This window comes from Mucilaginibacter ginsenosidivorans (assembly GCF_007971025.1).
GTDB classification, from domain to species: Bacteria; Bacteroidota; Bacteroidia; order Sphingobacteriales; family Sphingobacteriaceae; genus Mucilaginibacter; species Mucilaginibacter ginsenosidivorans.
In genome coordinates this window covers 2,710,368-2,728,470 of record NZ_CP042436.1, presented here as the reverse complement: position 1 = coordinate 2,728,470, position 18,103 = coordinate 2,710,368, and the positions used below count along the sequence as shown (strand labels likewise).

The window sequence follows — 18,103 nt, the reverse complement described above, 5'->3', positions numbered from 1 at the left end:
AAAAAGCCTGGAGTGAGGGCGGGAATACTTATTAAGGCTTTAGTCTCTTATCAAAAGTAAAGGGCCGCACTTCGGATATTTTTATCTTGGTAAAGTCGGCATGTGCCGGGTTAAACAGGAAATTGTATTCCAGGTCGATAATGGCCGATGGCACTTTCAGCACTGCAGTGTCACGCCGTTGCAGCCAGTCGTCCCCTATCGCCTGAGTAATGGGATAGTTGAGTACTTTGTACCATTCCGCATTTTGTTTTTGAAGTTGGTTCAGGGTGATCTCGGTGATCTTGATCCTTTCCGGAATCTGGTAAACAGTCACCGAAAAATTACCGGCATATAACGATGTTCCGGTAGTGTGGGCAAGTTTTTCGAGGCACGAAAGGGCAAGCGAGCCACCGGTATAGATCATATACTGCCCGGCAGAGTTCCAACGGCCGTCCACACCCGAGCCGTTGCGGTCATTGGCATATTTGGTCTGGCCTATCCGGTAAACTTGCATCAATCAATAATTCAATAACTCATTAAATCAATAATTGATCAGGCCGTCGCGCCGTAATCGATGCGGATAAGTTCGTTCATGATAATCCCTATACCGGTAATGGTATCCAGTAAGTCAAAGGGGACGGCATCAATACCTATGTTATAGCTTTTCAGCCAGTGTTTAAATTCAGTAAGCGAGCCAAAAGTATCTATCCCTTTATTAAAAAGCTCAAACAGCTGTATAATGTGTTCGCTAATACCCAAATTCAATTCCTTTGTATTTTGAATATGCTTGCGTAAGGTAGGTTCAGTGATGTCGAGCCAGCGCGATACATCGGTTTGGGTAGCGCCGGTAACTACTATCAGATCGTTGATAGCGCCCGGCTGCAGGCCCTTGCGTATAGCATCAAGTTTAGCTATCGGCGACTTAAAGTAGCTGGTATATGGCACAAGCAAATCAGAAAAGTAATTATCCCTGGTTACAGTATTTGTATCGTATGCTTTGTACTTTTTCCCGCCTTCGTAAATATACTCCGGCCTGGAGCTATGTCCCTGTTTCTTTTCGCTCATATACAAAGGTAATATTTTTCCTTTTGAAACGAAATTTTTTACCATTTTGTTTTCAAAAATTTATACCTCTCTTTTTCAATTATTTATATTTTCCTTTTAAAATTATTTGCACAAAACTAAAAATATTAGTATCTTTGATTATTCCATTATGCCAATTGGCAATATAATCATAATTTCCTGATGAGTTATAAACGACCTTTTAAATCGGTCAGGGAACTGGACCACCTGATCAATTATTATTTCACTTCCGCTAACGGTAACCCGCTGTCCGAAACACAGCAGCCGGGAGGTTATCCTATTCCGCCACCGGCCGGCCCGCCCACATTATCGGGCCTCGCATTCTACCTTGGCTTTAATACACTTGAAGAATTTGAGGCTCGCGAAGCCAAAGGCCGGTTTGCCTCGCGTCTGCAACGCGCCCGCTTATATATCGAGGCCATTTACGAATCGAGGCTGCATTCGTCTACCGGAGCTATATATGCACTAAAAGCAATGGGGCATGGCGAAAAAGCCATCGGCAAAACCCTGGAAGAACAGGATAATACTTTTAATATAGAAATAGTAGGCTCAGGCCCTAAACTTGCTGCTTCGGAAAAAGAGATAGTTATTTAATAAAGCTTATTTGCTGTAGCTGTAATCTCCTATGGTTTTATAAGTGTCCGTTACATTATTAACAGTTAGCGTATAAACAACTTCGATATGCAACTTTAGGCTGTTAGCTGTTAACTCATTTATCACAACCGAGTTCGATACAGCGGAATAAGTTGGAATGGCCACATTGCCTGCAAAACCATAAGAACCTACCGTTCCGTCCGCCAAACCGGTAACGTATGGCGCTGACATATGAAATGAATTATCACTAAAGCTATAAGTACCATGTGTAGTTGCCGACTCACTAGTGGGCCCGGCACCCGGGTTTGCCGCCGGGTCCGATGTATATGTGCTCGCACTGGCAAAAGTACCGTCTTTATTGAACTGCACAGTAGCAATATTGTTAGCCGATGTGGTCATCGTAACATTCTGTCGTTCTATCGCATCAATGTATTGCACGTACTTTTCCTGTTGCAGGCTCCATTTTCCTACAATAAGGTTTACCTGCAACTGGCTGGGCGCGACATTGTTTCCGCCCTTTCCGCACGAAGCCATGCAGATCGGAACCGATACTGCCAGGAGTAAAAAATAAAACTTACGCATCATCTTAATTTAAAGGTTATTGGCGTAATAAAATTAATTAAATCAAATAATAAAATCAATATGCACCTGGGATGGAAAGCCTCTGCCTTATTTATCGAAAACTATTATACCGGTGCACATACCATTGTTAACCAGGGCGGTACCAATTCAGGCAAAACCTATGCTATTCTCCAGGTGCTTTTTTGCCTGGCCGCTCAGCAATCCAACCAGGTTATCACCATAACCGGGCAGGATGTCCCCCACCTTAGATCAGGTGCGCTGCGCGACGCGCTTGGCATTTATTCGGGTTCGGTTCAACTGGCTAAAAAAATACAGGCTTACAATAAATCCGATCGTATATTCAAGTTTTATAACGGCACCATCATCGAATTTAAAAGCTACGCCGACGCCCAGGACGCCAAGTCGGGCAAACGCGATTACCTTTTTGTGAATGAGGCCAATGGCATAAACTGGGAAGTATACAGCGAGCTGACATTGCGCACCCGGCAACGGATATATATCGATTATAACCCCAACTCCGCATTTTGGGTACATGATAATTTGCTGGGGCAGCCGGGCGTTCAGCTCATTATTTCCGATCATCGTCATAACCCGTTTATCGGGCAACGGGTAAGGGATAAGATCGAATCGCTAAAAGAAAAAGACGAAAAACGCTGGCGTGTGTATGCACGTGGTTTGACGGGGCAGATTAGGGGACTGGTATTTGACAACTGGCACATTTGCGAAACCATCCCCCCGGGCGCCAGGTTTATTGCCGCAGGACTCGACTTCGGTTTTTCTAATGATGAAACAGGCTGCATAGAGGTGTATAAGCAAAATGGCGAACTATGGATTAATGAACTTTTATATGAAAAAGGACTTACTAATCCAGATATTTCCAGGAAACTTGTTGATGCCGGGTTACCCAAGAACGTAGATATCATAGCAGATAGTGCTGAGCCCAAATCGATAGAGGAACTAAGGCGCCTGGGTTGGCATGTATTTCCCGCAAAAAAGGGTCGCGACAGCGTAAAAAACTCTATTGATATACTAAGAAGATTCAAGCTGAATATCACCCGGGGGAGCACTAATCTTCGCGACGAATTAAGCAGGTATAAATGGAAAACCGAACACTCGGGCCGCGTTATTAATGAACCAGTTGATACCTGCAACCATTTAATTGATCCGCTGCGATATATTGCATTAAATAAATTAAAAATCAGTAACTTGGGTCGGTCTAAAACCATATTGCCGTCTATATCTCCGTCTTCTGCAGGCAACATGATTAAAGACATGCTGACCACGTAACTAAACAAACCATTATACTTTAAAACCTCCCTTTGGGGAAGGAGGCTTTATGATAGAAAAAACACTCAAAACCACCGATGGTAAAATATTGGTGCGCATACCTACTGTGCTTAACGAACTGACACTGGGTCAAATGATGGCTATGCAGGAAAAGCACTATCTCGATGACCTGGATGCCATAAGTATACTTTCGGGTGTACCGAAAGAGGAACTCAATTCGGTCAGAAATTTCGAAGATTTCCTGGTATTCGGCAACTATGTAATGGCATTATCCAACCAGATAAAATATTTGTACGACAGCGATCTTATCCCGTCGAGGATAACTTTTACCATCGGCCAAAAAAAGGTAGTTGTAAATGTCATCCGCAATCTTTCCGTCGAGCCCGCAGGCGCTTTCCTGGCTGCACGCGATATTATTGCCGACGAAATAAATGAACACATAAGTCTTTATGGTGAAGAAGACTGGCGCGAACACTTTCAGCCGTCATTAAAAGCTTGCTGCAGCGTACTGGCGCATTACTTCTTTTGCCGCGTGACGGGAAAAAGATACGACGAGTATGAAGCTGAGGACTTTTGCGAAGAAGTAAAAAAACTAAGGGTCACGGAGGCGCTGCCCATAGCCCGCCATTTTTTTACCTCTTATCCCAACTTATTGAAACAGAAAATAGCCTTCTCGCAACAGTTCCGACTGTACTGGAGAAAAAAGCAGGTATCCAGGCGTTTGAAAAATTCAAGTATATAAATACCGTCAACTCCCTTGCCGGTGGCGATGTTACTAAATGGGCAGATATTCTTAATCTGCCATACGAGCGCATGCTTACCAAACTTCTGCTCAATAAAACCGAAGCCGAATACCAGCGCAAATACAACGAACTACTAAGCGCACAACGCTAATTACGAATTTAGATTTACGAATTATGACTATAGTCTTATACACTCACTGATGTATTTGTCGTGTATTTCGTTATACTAAATCGTAAATCTGAATTCTTAAATCTAAAATCCAATATTCATGCCCATACGCAATCAAATTGAAGCGATAACGCAAACGCTTACCGGACAACCTGCTTTCATTTACGGCACTGTGAACGAGATCAATCAGCTCGCCGACGATGCCTCTTTCCCCTGCGTCTTTATGTACCCGCTGCAGCCTATCGGGATTTCGGCACAGGTCAATGGCTCCGTAGATAATAATTTCTCGGTCTACCTGGAGTTTCTTTACAAAACCGAATTTGATCAGTACACTTCGGATAACGAGACCTACGTTAATCAAGCCTTACGAATGGCCAACGAATTCATCGTCAAAGCCTCCAAATACCGCGAAGGTGATGGCCGCTATTTCAGGATAAAAGCCGGCGACAAGGCAAAATGCCTGCCTGTTTATAATAAATTCGACGTCAACTCCACCGGCGTCAACCTAACTATAACTTTATCTACCATGTACTATGAAGCCTTTTAGGCGACCAAGGCTCTAAAGGGGGAAATCTACTTTTTAATATAACGACCCATGTCCAACGACAATTTAAATTCGCCCTTCAGGGGATTAGAAGGTTTGCTCGAATCCCTCAAAACAGATGTCATCCATTCCCTGCAGGCAAATGGAAAATATGCAACAGGGCAAACTGCGCAGCAAATCACTATAACAAGTGACGGGAATGGTGTGCAGCTAAACCTGCCAGCTCATATACAGGCTTTGGAGACAGGGCGCCGGCCAACCGGCACAAATGCTACCCCAGGCAATCCACCCATGATCGAACGCATCAAACAATGGTGCCACGCAAATGGTATTCCCGACAAAGCAGCGTGGGCCATTAAAAAGTCGATCGATAAACATGGATTTAAGGGTACTCCCGGCATACTATCCGAACCATTAGGTATCGAAAACATAAATCTGCGTTTAAAACCAGTTGCCGAAGAAATTGCGCAAACTATTACGCAACAAATCGCCGGCGCTATTGACCCGCCGGGTATTTGATCGACCATTTCATATATCGCCAACACATTAACCTTTCAACATTCTAACCTTTCAACAAAACTACTCCATGCCCATTTTAGCACGAATAGCCTACGGTCCTACCACGGTTACAGGCACGCAGGTTAGCGGCCCCGTTTTTATCGAACTGCGCGATGCTGCCACCGGTCAACTGGTAAACGGAAATAACGTTACCGTTACCTACGATATGAATATCAATGGAACGGTCACCGAAAATTCGGTCACCATTGCCGGTCAATCGCAGCTTATTTATTATGGCATATTAAGTGACAGCGACCCTTTCTTCTTTACAAAATTCCAGGCCGGCACAGTAAGTGCCGCACCCAACCCTGATCCGCCGGTTAACCGCTGCGACCTCGTCGTCGATTATATTTCAGTCGACAGGCCCGAATCAGCACCGGGTTCGCTCGATGCACAGATCACGATCACTGCCACATCCAGTTATCTACCCATTCAATACAGTAACGATGCCGGCACTACATGGCAGTTATCGCCAACATTTGATGGCTTAACCGGGGGATTGCACCAATTCGATATCAAAGATGCCAACACAGCCGGCTGCATGACCACTCGTTCGGTCACCATCCCCGTACTTAGCAATTTGCTCGTCTCAGACCCTTCAGTCAACCTGGGCAATGGCAATGTATCGCGCTGGAATGCAGCCTTCAATCCTATCGTATTTACCTATCAGCGTAAGGATTTTGAGGTAACCTCTGTTTCAAACGATACCTTAAGCGGCAAAGCTTTGATATCGCTCAACGCGGCCCTATCCGATCCCGATACCGGCTATACCGTATTACCGGGCGATATGGTATATGTAAATGCCGGCAACTATAAAGGAATTTATGAAGTAAATAGCATAACAGGCAATGCCCTGCTGATCGAAACTGCTTTTAATGGCGATGCAACAGGTTTTATTAATATCAATCGCCTTCGCCCTTATTATAAACTTATTACCCGTATAACCTACCAGGACCCGCTTTCCGGCCAGCAGAAAACGATTACCGCGACCAACCGTCCGGGCAATACGGGTTTAGTAAAGGCCGATTTCTCTAATTTTCTCCAAAGCTTGCTGCGCCCTAAGGACGATAGCGATTATACCGAGGTCAAACACCGCGACTTAAACTTGAGCGCCAGTTATCAAATTCAATATGCCGAAAGCTGGGACGACGGCACTACCGGCGGGCACACGTCTGATTTTATATCTGTAAGCAATCCTTATTACGTAGTTTATGCAGCCAAACAATTAGGGCAGCTAAACGGTGGTAACCTCGCAGCTTATGTTCCGTTCGGCACAATCACCGAAGGCTTGCCATTAGCAAAATGGATAACAGATTTTGATGAGCCTGCCTTTTCAAACGGCTACCCTTTCGACATTAGCTTTATTTATAGCGAATATTTACTTGGCAGGGATATTTATTGCGAGGTCGTACCGCTGGATATTAACCGTGACCCGCTTCCCGGCGATTCCGAATCAAACGATCTGCTAAACGAAGATGGTTCGTGGCTGCTAAACCAGGATGGCAGCAAGTTTATCATCTCGGGGCAGTTACAGTCCGATACCATATTGCCCGCACAACTTGGCCTCAACAGGCTGCTGATCAATTCATTGTTCCCCGCAGAGGCTTTCTATTTTACAATAGTTTTAAAATATAACGATGAAGATGATACCAGCCATGCCATTATGCAAACGCAAACCATTCGCATTGATGATGCCGTAGACGAAAATTCGGTTTACCTGCGCTGGATCGGATTAACAGGCTCGTGGAATTACTATCGTTTTGTTTATAACCAGGAAATCTCGCTCGATGTCCAAAATGCCACCATCATCAAAAACTACGTTTACGATTGGGAAAACCAGCAAGGTGTCGAGGAGGTAATAGCCAAAAGTGCCGGGCAAAAAATGAAGGTAATAGCCGAAGATCTTTCGATTAATGATATCAAAGGCCTTCAGTCGATCAAATATTCACCCAAGGTACAAATGCTTGTAAATAAAAACCCGGTAAAGTGGCAAACCATCGTCATCAATACTGCCACCTACAGCGAGTATGAAACATTAAACGGCCGGGCCCCTTTCAGCATCACTTTCAATATGCCATCCATTAATATTCAAACGCAGTAAGCTCCCACCTACCGAATAGGAACACGGGGATGAATTACAATAAAATAATTAACAAAATGAACATTAAAAACTCCCCCTTTAGGGGGCTGGGGGGCCTATGAACCAACTACAATTATACATCAACGATCAACTCGTCGACCTGAACGACGACACGCCCATCGCTTTAACCTTCCAGATCAACAACCTCGCTGAGGTGCAAAATCAGCAGGGAAATACAAGCAACCAGTTTAAGCTTCCGCTAACCCAGCGTAATCGCATGATACTGGGCTTCCCTGATGACATAGCTTTCACCACCGCGGCGCCATATAAACAATATCCCGCCAAACTGGTGCAGGATGGTCTCGAAATAATACCTTATGGCGTTGCCGAGCTTAATAACATCGAGCAGGACAACGCCAACATAACCGTGCTGTCGGGAAACGTCGATTTCTTTGATGCCATCGACGGCAAATTTTACGACATGGGAGATAGCGCAAGCCAATGGAGTGGCTACGGTAAAAATTTACTGTGGAAACCTTACGATCATACTTGGAATGTGCATAATGTGGCAACATCCCAAACCAAAACCGACGGCTGGATATGGCCAGTGGTCGATTATGGGTTGATAAGCAATTCAGATTACGCTACACCTATTAACGTGCGGTACCAGCGGCCTGGCTTTTTTATCAAAACCGCCATCGACCTGTTGTTGAAGTCTGCGGGGTACAAGGGCTCAGGGTCGTTATTGCAGGATCAGTTATACCCGAAACTGATATGTCAGTTCGCCAATGATTCCTTCGATCATGGCACCGATGTTCAGAACAACGTCACCTACAAAAGCATCACAGTACAAACCGGCCAGAATGTCACAAGGTCGCACCCCACAACCGCTAATAATATTGGTTCAATTCCATTCGCTGTTATAATTTCAGACACCAGCCATTATTACGATGCCGCGCATAACGGGTACTTCGTCTCAGAAATCACCAGCGTAACAGCCTCTGTAGCTTTTGGAATTTCCTTATCTGCAACAAATCCATCCCGAAGTCACGACTATTCTTCTAAAATTGCCATACAAATACGCCTGTATGATAATATAAATGTGAACATCAATGCAGGACAGGTGCTCGTGGACACTATTGTTGACTATGCCGACCGGGGCGATCAAACCACCATCACATTAAAAAATCTAACGGTTTCATACGACCAGGTTTTGCAGCCGGGCCAGGGCATTCGCATAACATACGAATTTTTAGGTTATACCGGTGGAACATTTACTTTGTACAGCGGCGCCACGTTTAGCATTCAAAATAAGGCTCAGGGTGTACAGTACGGCCAGCAAATACAATGCGAACGCATTTTCCCCGATATCTCGCAAAAAGATCTGTTAAAAGATATTCTTCAAAAATTTGGCATTATCTGCCAAACTAACAATGCTGATCGTACCATACATTTCAATTCCCTACGGGATATTGTAAACAACATCCCCGCGGCAAAAGACTGGACTACGAAATGTATCGACCAGGGTAAACAGGTATCATTTAAATTGGGAAACTATGCACAGGCTAACAATATGAAATATAAGGATGATGATGGTGTGCAGCCAAAAGGGTTTGCCGATTCGCAGATCAGCGTCAGCGATACTACGTTACCCGCGTCGGCTGATTTGTTCCAAAGCCAGTTTGCCGCCACGCTGAACAGGCCATTTTATGGCGGCTCAATAAGTCAAATACTGAAGAAGGACCCCAAAAGCGATGAGAACGATTTTTCATTAAGCACGCAGCCACGTATTCTGATCGATCAAAAGTTCAACCTGATGTCTATTGGAAAATCGGTCACCTTTAGCGATGGGAATATGTCCAACAATGTCGTTGTCAATGATTGGATTTCCATCCCCTACTTTTACAAACCCGATGGCGAATTCAACCTGTGTTTTGGGGACATGCCGTCTGTTAACAATAAAAAAATACCCGGCCTCAAAACCATGTATTATCCCGAGCTGGAAAAAGTACTTAAGCAAACCAAAAAGGTTATCAGGTATATCATGCTTACACCCCGCGATATTTTAGAGCTGAACCTGATGATACCCGTATATCTGCAGCAGGATAATGCTTACTATTATATTAATAAGATAGATGCATGGAGAAAAGCGCAGCCTTGTAAGGTGGAGTTGGTGAGGATATCATGAAAAATTAAAAAAGATTTGCTGGTAAGTATTTTAATTTTTAATTTTACTAAAAAAATTAGCACCCTAAATCGCAATCTCATGAAAAAGAATTTATTTGTCACTTTATTACTTTTTACACCGTTATTCAGTTTTGCCCAAACCTTTAAACCAATAGATGGGGCAATAGGAATAAAATTTGGTGATGAAGGCTTGAAAGCCAAAAACATAATAACTGCACATGGAGGGGAATTCGATATCCTCGGCAGTCATTATCCCGAATCCCTACACTTCACACATGTAAATTTCGGGCATTTTGCGTCCGAACTGGCCGCTGTAAAATTGTTTCGGGGAAAAGTGTATGAAATGGGTTTCATTTTTCGTGTCGACACCGGGGCGAAAACCATTTCTTATTATAACGATCTCGTAGCAAGTTTGAACAAAATCTATGGGGAAGGTAAATCTACGTGGGATTTTAAATCTCCTTACACCAAAGGAGACGGAAATGAGGTTGAAGCGATCAAAACTGGCAATGCCGACGTCGAAACACTTTGGATAGACAAAACCAATGCTATCCAAGTCAAAATAGTGCCCGATGCCTACGTTATCATGCTTACGTTTCAGGATAGCAAAGTAGCCGAGCAGGCTAATGCAAAAAAATAGATTTGCCCGCCACATTTATTCCGCTTGCGGATGCCAATCGTGTCAAAATCGGTGGACTAAAATCAAATATCTTTTTGGGTGCTTAATTTTGCACTATCGGCATCAGCTTTCCCCTTTTGGTCAAGGGCTTGCTCTACAGGCATATTAATGTAACTAACTATTGTGCCTTCAATGGTCTTGTGTTGATATATATGAAGATTGTTTTTTATCCAGTGATATTGTGGGTTATTTGTATTTATGAGATCTGGCTCCTTAAAAAAATCAAAGCTCGTATACTTTTTCATATACAAAAGAGCAGTTTGCTGATAAACCAGATCTTCAGTTATAATATCATCGGTCGGGGTAATAATTAAAGTTAATTTGTATAATTTATTGTCCTTGTAATCTGGCGCAATACTTGCGTTTGCCTTTATCAAACCTAAACTCAGCCGATATTCATAACGCTGATCATCCTCGTTAATAAATAATTTTTTTTCTTTTATCAAAAGATTAACATGTGAATTTACATCCTTCCTTGTCATACCAAAAATAAAACCAAGAAAAACGGTGTCCGTCGTGGGTTGTTTGCGAATGTTCGCATTGATGATCGCCTGCAGCGTATCTTCTGATTTTACAGCTTCCTTAACCGCTTCATTTGATATGCTTTCTGCTGGCGTACGTTTAGGTTGCGACTGATTGCATCCCAGTGTAATGGCTAAAAATAGGTAACCAACTACTTTCTTCATAAAGATAGGCAGGCGATATGTTTCAGACATGTGTAAAAATGAATAATAAATATCAAAGCAACAAAAAATACGAATTATTATCGTCAATGGCCCATTGCCTTTCTGTTCACCAAGATAACTCAAATCAAAAAATCAAATTACTTTAAAATTATGGCAGACGACATTAATAAAAAAATAACCGTTGACGTACAGGTAAACACCGACGCACAGAGCCAGGTCGACCAATATCAAACAGCGTTCGATAACTTGCGCATCTCGATAAACAAATTGGGTAAACCTATCGGTGATCTTTCAAAAAATATCAATTCGCTTGGTAAGGAGGTATCAAAATACACCGATTCAATAGTTGATTTAGCAAAGCAAAACCAGGAATTTAATTCAACAGGCGAAAAAACCAAAAAGCAGGTTATTGAGCTGGCAGAAACGTTTACAACACTTAAAGAAGCAACCGAAGCAACTGAGCTTGTATCTGGCGGCTGGATAACCGCTATTGCCGCTGCATTATCAGTAATAGTTACTTATGGGTCAGCAATTGCAGATTGGATTGGGAAACTGGTTCAGGGCGAAACCACCTTGTCTGCTTTTAACAAAACACTTAAGGACAACAAGATCATAACGGAATCAGTAAACCGAGCAAAGGACGAAGGTAATGCCAATGCTCAGGAAGAGTTGGTTCACCTTAAAATGCTTTACACAGCTGCTCAGGACCAGAATTTATCATTACAGCAACGGAAAGCAATAGTTTCTGAACTAAAAACCCAATATCCGGATTACTTCAAAAACTTATCCGATGAGAGCATAATGACCGGAAAGGCATCAAAGGCATATAACGATCTGGCCGCATCAATTATCGCTTCGTCCAGAGCGCGTGCTGCTGAAGATATGATGGTAAAGAATAATCAGCGAGATTTGAGCAATAAGCTCAAACTTGAGAAGATCGACAAAGAACTGAAAGCCAAACAAAAGGAGCTGCGGGATGCAAAAAAGGAGCATGAAGATATTCTCGAAGCAATGCAAGGTTCACCCGGCGGTAACACATATAGCACAGGTCCTACTGACTCAGTTGGCGATGCAAAAATACAACGGCTTGAAGCTGAGCAAAAAGCCATGCAAAAACTGCATGATGATATAAATACTGATTCAAAACTCCTCGACGGTCAAAACGCGGCATTGGTAAAAAATGTTATTAAAGACACTGAAAAATACGGCGCAACGGTTGTCGGAGTTACAAAAACGGCGAGTGTTCACCACGCTAAAGCTATCGAAACCACTACAAAAAAAGAGCAGGAAGCTTTAATAAAGCGGCTGCAAGCCACGAATGATGCCTATGCAAAACAAGCAGTTGAGGAGAATCAACATTACAACGATGAAAAACAAAGGCTAGATAAACTATTGAATGAAAAATATATCAGTATAGAACAATATCATAGCGCGGTTGAAAGACTTGAATCTGAACATCGATCTAATATTTCAAATATCATTGATTCCTATGTAAAGCACGACTCAGCAAAAACGCAGGAAGCACAAAAAGAGTTAGTCGCAAGTGCGATGGGCATAAAAGACATCGAGAACAAGCTTGCAGAAATTCCGGTTGTAGCTAAGGATATTGTAGGTCCTTACATCAAACACAGAACCGCCGAAGAATTAAAAGCTATACAGGATCGCGCCGACTTCGAGATCCAAACTACCCAAAAAGTTTCGGACACGGCATTTTCCATTTTGAGTAAAGGCCTCCAATCGCGCAGTGATGCCAAGATCAAATCGTTGGAAAATGACAAGGCCAAAGAATTAAGCAATACAAGCCTCACCTCCGCGCAAAAACAGACCATCGAAGCTAAATATAAAAAACAGGAAGACGCCCTGAAACTGAAAGCTTTTAAATCCGAACAAAAAGCGTCGATAGCGCAGGCAATAATCAATGGCGCTATTGCAATAACCAAAGCCGAGGCTCAAACAGGTGTCTTAGGCACATTCGTTATTCCGGCTATCATCGCGCAAACTGCCATACAGGTAGCCACAATTGCTGCTCAAAAACCGCCCGCTATGGCAAAAGGCGGCTACTTCCACTCTGACGGTAAAGGCGCTGTACTATCCGGTTACAGCCGCACGGATAATACAAATGCTTACTTGCGCTCGGGCGAAGCGGTAGTTGTTTCCGAAGCCATGCGCGACCCCTGGGCGCGCAACCTCGTCAGTGCCATTAATGTAGCTTATGGCGGGCGCGATTTCTCGGTCCCCAATCCGTCACGCGGGTATGCTGTGGGAGGTATATTTACCGACGGCGGCAATGCCAATCGTTATTATAGCCAGCCTGTTACCGATCAAAAAAACCTCGCCAACACTCTCGCGTACCAGATGATTAATAATTTTCCTCCTGTTTACGTTGATGTAAAGGACATTAACAACCAGCAAAACATTCTCGCCCAAACGGTAAATAGGGCAACCCTTTAAAAATCTGTTTCCTCCGGAGAGTAATTCAGGATGATGCTGAAGTAATTGGACCTGATCAATATGTCTACCTTTCGGCTATTCCAACCATTCAACTTAATCAACTTAATCCAACCTATTCAACTCACCTCAATGAATATCGAACTTGCAAACACGCTATTTGACAATGGCATATTCTCTGCCATGTATAAAGCCGGTTTTATAACCGACAAAATATTTAATTACCGCGAAATGTACCTGTGGGTGCATGCTCAGCTAAAAACCCGCAGCATAACCAAGCATCAGGCAGTGCTTGAAGCTGCAGCCAAATTTAACCGTGATGAACGCACGATTTGGCGGGCGTTGAATTGTTTTGAGGAATAATTCATCTGAAAATAAAGCTCGATCATTGTTGCTTTGTGGCTCAATGATAATTAAAAATGAGCCACAAAACCACGCTCCATGAGCTCTAATTTTATTTAAAGCTCATAACCCGTAACTGGCATTCAAGCGTAGCATCCCAAAATTTAATGGCATTCTTTTCTCCGCAGGCAGCCAGCACAAATTCAGAATAAAACGTTCTGCCTTCAGCTACCTGGGTATCCCTGTAACCGCACAAAGCAATTGACCTTCCGTTTGACAAATGAAAAATAGTATCGACTTTCCTCGAACTCGAAAAGCCAAAATCGTTTGGGCAATTGCAGTTCTGCGCTCGGGCATAGGAAAAGTTTAAAATAAATAAAGGCAATAATGTCAGAATGATTTTCATAACGATTTAGGCTATAATACGAAGTTGTAATTTTTAAACAGATTAAAAATTCAACCTACTGACAAAACACTGTCACCGCTTTAATAAACTTCTTTTCCGACATTTGAATATGCTAATCTTCATAACAATCATTCAATATCTTCTGGCCGTGCTGGCCTGGTCCCTGCGCGAAGAATCAGAAGAAGCAAAATAAAAATCAGTGCTTTCAAAAAGATATTTATAGATCAGTTTGAATTTGCTGTAAACACCTATTTCTAAAGTTCTTGAAATCCAAATTGCCGGACTGTTTGGCGGGCATCAAGCTGTTTTGAGGGTGGAAAATAGGTTAACTTTATTTTTTTGCAGGTTCCGTTAATGCGCCTTCTGATTTTGATCCGTTCAGAAAATCATTCCGGGTCCATGTCATCTGATCTTTGTATAACTCTTTCCGATTCTCATCCGCAGTATTATATAGTTCTTGCAATATTTTTTGAGCCTCCGGTATCCGGTTCAGCATAACAAGGTCCTCAGCTTTAGTGGCCTTGATGTTATTATAATGTTTATTATTAATACTCATCGAGGCCAGGGCCCTATCCAGTTGCGTCAAAGCAATATTGTAATATTTCATTGCTGTTAACGTATCGCCTGATCTTTCGTAGGTCATTCCCACAATTTGTGTGACCGTTCCATCGTTAGGAAGCAGCCTGGTCATTTCCTTGCCACTTGTAAGAGCATCTTTATATAGTTTTAAATGTGTTTGAGCACCCATTTTATTCAAATAAGCAATAAAGTAATCACCATCAATTTGTGTGGCTTTATTCAACAAATCGATCGCTTTTTTATATTGACTTTCATCGTTTATAACAGTATCCTTCAGTTTATTTCTACTGTGACGTCTTTCACCCCGTTGCTTCGCTTGTATATTAATTTCATTTAATATAGAGCTATCCTCATTAGAGATAACCGGCGATGCCATCATTAATTCTACAGCAGAGTCATTCAACTTGATCGCTTCGGGGTTAGGCTTGTGTTGGCTGCAAGCCAAAAAAGGAATTTGCAACAAAAGAATCAATAACTTTTTCATATGCTTTAAAAAAAATTCAGGACGGTGTGCTTCAGGATGGTTTTCATGACGATTTAGGCCATAACACGAAGTTAAGACTTTTCATAAATAAAAATCTCTGATACTGACAAAACACTGTCACCACTTTAATAAACCATTAACCCGATATTCGATTATGCCAATCTTCATAACAATCATTCCTTATTTTTTGGCTTTACTGGCCTGGCTTTTGAGGGAAGAATCTTTCGAATCAAAGTAACCGAATCGATGAAATCTCACTCATAACCGGTGAAATCATCAACTGACAAAACACTGTCACCACTTTAACAAATAATTCTCCCGATCTTTGAATATACCAACCTGGTAAGCCGGATCAAACAACTTCGATCCTGAAATCTTCCAGACCTTCTGACTCCTGCCTGCCGGCAGGCAGGTATGCGGACTTTCGGACTCAAAAAACTCAAATCTCACATCTAAAATCTCATATCTAAACAAATGAGCTACAAAATCTACCTATACGATACTGATACCGACAGCATCGGGACCGGAACCTTATCATCAGCCTATATACAAACCCAATTAGAAGCAGCAGCCGGCCAGGATGTCGATTTGCATATCAGCTCAGCGGGCGGCAGCGCCTTCGACGCCATTGCCATATACGATTTGTTAAAAAAATACCCGGGCAATGTTACTACCTATATCGATGCGCTTGCCGCCTCAGCTGCTTCTATTGTCGCCATGGCGGGTGAAAACATTATCATGAGCAAGTACGCCTTGCTAATGATACACAAACCCATGGTGATTTAATTTATTTTTTGGAACGTTCGAAAGGGTCTTATACGTGGCTGCCTTTAACATCCTGTTTATATTAATCGTAAATAAAAAAGCGAGTTTTTTAAAAATCCGATGGCTTTTATTCCTGGGTGGAATTTCTTATGCTTTATATTTAACTCATGAAAGCCTTGGTATAAACGTGAGTATTTACTTATTTAATGCTATCAATATACCTTCAGCTTTAATTTGCGGTTTTATTACATCAGTGGGCATGGCTACTCTAATTACCTATTTTTTTGAACGGCCTATTCAAAAATGGCTAAAGAGAAAATATTTTACCCACTAGGTCGGAGCCAATGTACAATTCGATTAACTCGGACTGTAAGAAAACAAATTCAACCAAACTTACCTTCGTGCCTTACGGCAGCTCAAAAACAAGTATAATCCTATAAATTCTCCTAATCGGAAGATTTCTTGTCTCGAAATTTCCAAACCAATTAGTCTTTAAAAATCACCTATCAAGGGTGTGTTTGCAATAGCATGTCCCTGCCCCTTTTGGTGCAGATGTGGCCCATGCCGGCTAATTCAAAACCATCCTTCCCATGAAAACAAGTACCTCGGGCGTTAGCCTTATCAAAAATTTCGAGGGGCTCAGCCTCTCTGCCTATCGCGATGTCGCCGGTGTGTGGACCATCGGCTATGGCTCCACACGCTACCACGACGGCAAACCCGTAAAACCCGGCGACAAATTAGCCACACGCGAACAGGCGGACGCCCTGTTGCTAAACACCCTGTCGCAATACGAGGAAGCGGTAAATTATTACGTAAAAGTTCCGCTGCAGCAGGCGCAGTTCGACGCCCTGGTATCTTTCACTTATAACGAAGGCACCGGCGCGCTAAAAGAATCGACCCTGCTCCGAAAACTTAACGAAAAGAATTATGCCGCCGCCGCCGACCAACTGCTGCTTTGGGATAAGGTAACCGACCCTAAAACAGGCGAGAAAAAAGCCTGGCCCGTCCTCTCCCGCCGTCGCCGCCAGGAACGCGACCTGTTTTTTTCCGTCTCACCAAACCAAATCCCAGTATGACAACCATTGAACATAAAGAGCTGAGAGGCATCACGCTCAAAAATCTCATCGTCACCATCGTAAGCACCGCCAGCATCGTTGCATCGGTGATGACAACCTATTTCCAACTCAGGAATGATCTTCACGATATCCGTCAAAAACAAGAAGCCGATGCCCGCGTAAACGACCTGCGGCTGAAAGTTTTGGAAAGTGAAGTATCCATACTCCAGCAACAGGTTGATGAGATCAAAAACGAAAGAACGGTCGCGTTCCGGCAAAAAAACTGACCAAATTCAATAACACCCTGCAAATCAACCATTCAATAATTCAGTAAATCAATAACTAAACAGCATGAGCTTAAAATCTTTTCTATCAAAAATCTGGGCCGAAGCAAAAAGACTATTTGAAGGCATTCCGCCCGAATTAAAAACGGCCATCAAAATTGGCGTAGTAGTGACGGAGAATATCAAAAAATTCACCGATTCGCCTGCGGCAGATGTTTTAACGGCCATCATTCCCGGCGACATTGACGATAAAATAAAGGACCTGCTTCGCGCTAAACTCCCCGCTATCCTGGCCGAACTTAAACTGGCCGACAGTTGCGCCGGTTTGACCGATCCGGCTGCTATTACATCGTGCGCCGTAAAAGTACTGCAGGGTATCGGAGGCGATACCCAGAGCGCCTTTCTGCATAACCTCGCCATACTGGTAGCCGAAGTTGCTGCCGACGGTAAATTATCGTGGAGTGATGGAGTGTATTTACTTGAGTGGTATTACAAACATGAGTACAAACCGGCGGCGTAAACCAGCGGCACGTTGTGATTTTTAATTTTAACAATTTACGCGAAAAACA

20 protein-coding genes are annotated in these 18,103 nt (G+C 42.9%); 14 read left to right on the top strand and 6 right to left on the bottom strand.

The window, feature by feature from the left end:
* Positions 1–31: 31 nt before the first annotated feature.
* Positions 32–493, bottom strand: coding sequence for an RES family NAD+ phosphorylase (locus FRZ54_RS12435; protein WP_147031924.1), 462 nt, complete (start codon positions 491–493; stop codon positions 32–34).
* 38 nt (positions 494–531) lie between these two features.
* On the bottom strand, positions 532–1,044 hold the full coding sequence (locus tag FRZ54_RS12430) for an antitoxin Xre/MbcA/ParS toxin-binding domain-containing protein (protein ID WP_187359609.1): 513 nt from the start codon (positions 1,042–1,044) through the stop codon (positions 532–534).
* 180 nt (positions 1,045–1,224) lie between these two features.
* On the opposite strand from FRZ54_RS12430, the gene FRZ54_RS12425 reads away from it, so the two are divergent.
* On the top strand, positions 1,225–1,656 hold the full coding sequence (locus FRZ54_RS12425) for a terminase small subunit (RefSeq protein WP_147031922.1): 432 nt from the start codon (positions 1,225–1,227) through the stop codon (positions 1,654–1,656).
* 6 nt (positions 1,657–1,662) lie between these two features.
* On the opposite strand, the gene FRZ54_RS12420 is transcribed toward FRZ54_RS12425, so the two are convergent.
* Positions 1,663–2,241, bottom strand: coding sequence for a lipocalin family protein (locus tag FRZ54_RS12420; protein WP_147031921.1), 579 nt, complete (start codon positions 2,239–2,241; stop codon positions 1,663–1,665).
* A 57-nt stretch (positions 2,242–2,298) separates the two neighbouring features.
* Here FRZ54_RS12420 and FRZ54_RS12415 point away from each other — a divergent pair, with 57 nt between their 5' ends.
* The 7 genes from FRZ54_RS12415 to FRZ54_RS12385 all read left to right on the top strand — a co-directional run bounded on the left by FRZ54_RS12415 (position 2,299) and on the right by FRZ54_RS12385 (position 10,446).
* Complete coding sequence (locus FRZ54_RS12415; RefSeq protein WP_147031920.1) at positions 2,299–3,525, top strand: PBSX family phage terminase large subunit; 1,227 nt, start codon at positions 2,299–2,301, stop codon at positions 3,523–3,525.
* Positions 3,526–3,574: 49 nt separating this feature from the next.
* Positions 3,575–4,267, top strand: a complete 693-nt coding sequence (locus FRZ54_RS12410; RefSeq protein WP_147031919.1) for a hypothetical protein — start codon at positions 3,575–3,577, stop codon at positions 4,265–4,267.
* Positions 4,268–4,537: 270 nt separating this feature from the next.
* Positions 4,538–4,984, top strand: a complete 447-nt coding sequence (locus FRZ54_RS12405; RefSeq protein ID WP_147031918.1) for a hypothetical protein — start codon at positions 4,538–4,540, stop codon at positions 4,982–4,984.
* A gap of 48 nt (positions 4,985–5,032) precedes the next feature.
* Positions 5,033–5,500, top strand: coding sequence for a hypothetical protein (locus FRZ54_RS12400; RefSeq protein ID WP_147031917.1), 468 nt, complete (start codon positions 5,033–5,035; stop codon positions 5,498–5,500).
* A 67-nt stretch (positions 5,501–5,567) separates the two neighbouring features.
* Positions 5,568–7,640: a hypothetical protein gene (locus FRZ54_RS12395; RefSeq protein WP_147031916.1), complete on the top strand. Its 2,073-nt coding sequence runs from the start codon at positions 5,568–5,570 to the stop codon at positions 7,638–7,640.
* A 97-nt stretch (positions 7,641–7,737) separates the two neighbouring features.
* The gene (locus FRZ54_RS12390) at positions 7,738–9,807 is read left to right on the top strand and encodes a hypothetical protein (RefSeq protein WP_147031915.1); all 2,070 of its coding nucleotides are present in this window, start codon (positions 7,738–7,740) and stop codon (positions 9,805–9,807) included.
* A 78-nt stretch (positions 9,808–9,885) separates the two neighbouring features.
* On the top strand, positions 9,886–10,446 hold the full coding sequence (locus FRZ54_RS12385) for a hypothetical protein (RefSeq protein WP_147031914.1): 561 nt from the start codon (positions 9,886–9,888) through the stop codon (positions 10,444–10,446).
* A 62-nt stretch (positions 10,447–10,508) separates the two neighbouring features.
* On the opposite strand, the gene FRZ54_RS12380 is transcribed toward FRZ54_RS12385, so the two are convergent.
* Entirely contained in the window at positions 10,509–11,171 is a 663-nt protein-coding gene (locus FRZ54_RS12380) for a hypothetical protein (RefSeq protein ID WP_147031913.1), read from the bottom strand.
* A 150-nt stretch (positions 11,172–11,321) separates the two neighbouring features.
* On the opposite strand from FRZ54_RS12380, the gene FRZ54_RS12375 reads away from it, so the two are divergent.
* Positions 11,322–13,622, top strand: a complete 2,301-nt coding sequence (locus FRZ54_RS12375) for a coiled-coil domain-containing protein (RefSeq protein WP_147031912.1) — start codon at positions 11,322–11,324, stop codon at positions 13,620–13,622.
* Positions 13,623–13,751: 129 nt separating this feature from the next.
* A complete protein-coding gene (locus tag FRZ54_RS12370) occupies positions 13,752–13,982 on the top strand; it encodes a hypothetical protein (RefSeq protein ID WP_147031911.1) in 231 nt (76 codons plus the stop codon).
* A gap of 91 nt (positions 13,983–14,073) precedes the next feature.
* On the opposite strand, the gene FRZ54_RS12365 is transcribed toward FRZ54_RS12370, so the two are convergent.
* On the bottom strand, positions 14,074–14,367 hold the full coding sequence (locus FRZ54_RS12365; protein WP_147031910.1) for a hypothetical protein: 294 nt from the start codon (positions 14,365–14,367) through the stop codon (positions 14,074–14,076).
* Positions 14,368–14,698: 331 nt separating this feature from the next.
* The gene (locus FRZ54_RS12360) at positions 14,699–15,430 is read right to left on the bottom strand and encodes a hypothetical protein (protein ID WP_147031909.1); all 732 of its coding nucleotides are present in this window, start codon (positions 15,428–15,430) and stop codon (positions 14,699–14,701) included.
* A 474-nt stretch (positions 15,431–15,904) separates the two neighbouring features.
* On the opposite strand from FRZ54_RS12360, the gene FRZ54_RS12355 reads away from it, so the two are divergent.
* From FRZ54_RS12355 to FRZ54_RS12340, 4 genes are all read left to right on the top strand, one after another.
* Positions 15,905–16,216, top strand: coding sequence for an ATP-dependent Clp protease proteolytic subunit (locus FRZ54_RS12355; RefSeq protein WP_147031908.1), 312 nt, complete (start codon positions 15,905–15,907; stop codon positions 16,214–16,216).
* A gap of 569 nt (positions 16,217–16,785) precedes the next feature.
* Positions 16,786–17,271: a lysozyme gene (locus FRZ54_RS12350; RefSeq protein WP_147031907.1), complete on the top strand. Its 486-nt coding sequence runs from the start codon at positions 16,786–16,788 to the stop codon at positions 17,269–17,271.
* A complete protein-coding gene (locus FRZ54_RS12345) occupies positions 17,268–17,537 on the top strand; it encodes a hypothetical protein (RefSeq protein WP_147031906.1) in 270 nt (89 codons plus the stop codon). The genes FRZ54_RS12350 and FRZ54_RS12345 overlap by 4 nt, the downstream gene beginning before the upstream one ends.
* Positions 17,538–17,601: 64 nt before the next feature.
* Positions 17,602–18,054 carry a hypothetical protein gene (locus FRZ54_RS12340; RefSeq protein WP_147031905.1) on the top strand — a complete coding sequence of 151 codons (453 nt, stop codon included), beginning with the start codon at positions 17,602–17,604 and terminating at the stop codon, positions 18,052–18,054.
* Positions 18,055–18,103 lie beyond the last annotated feature (49 nt).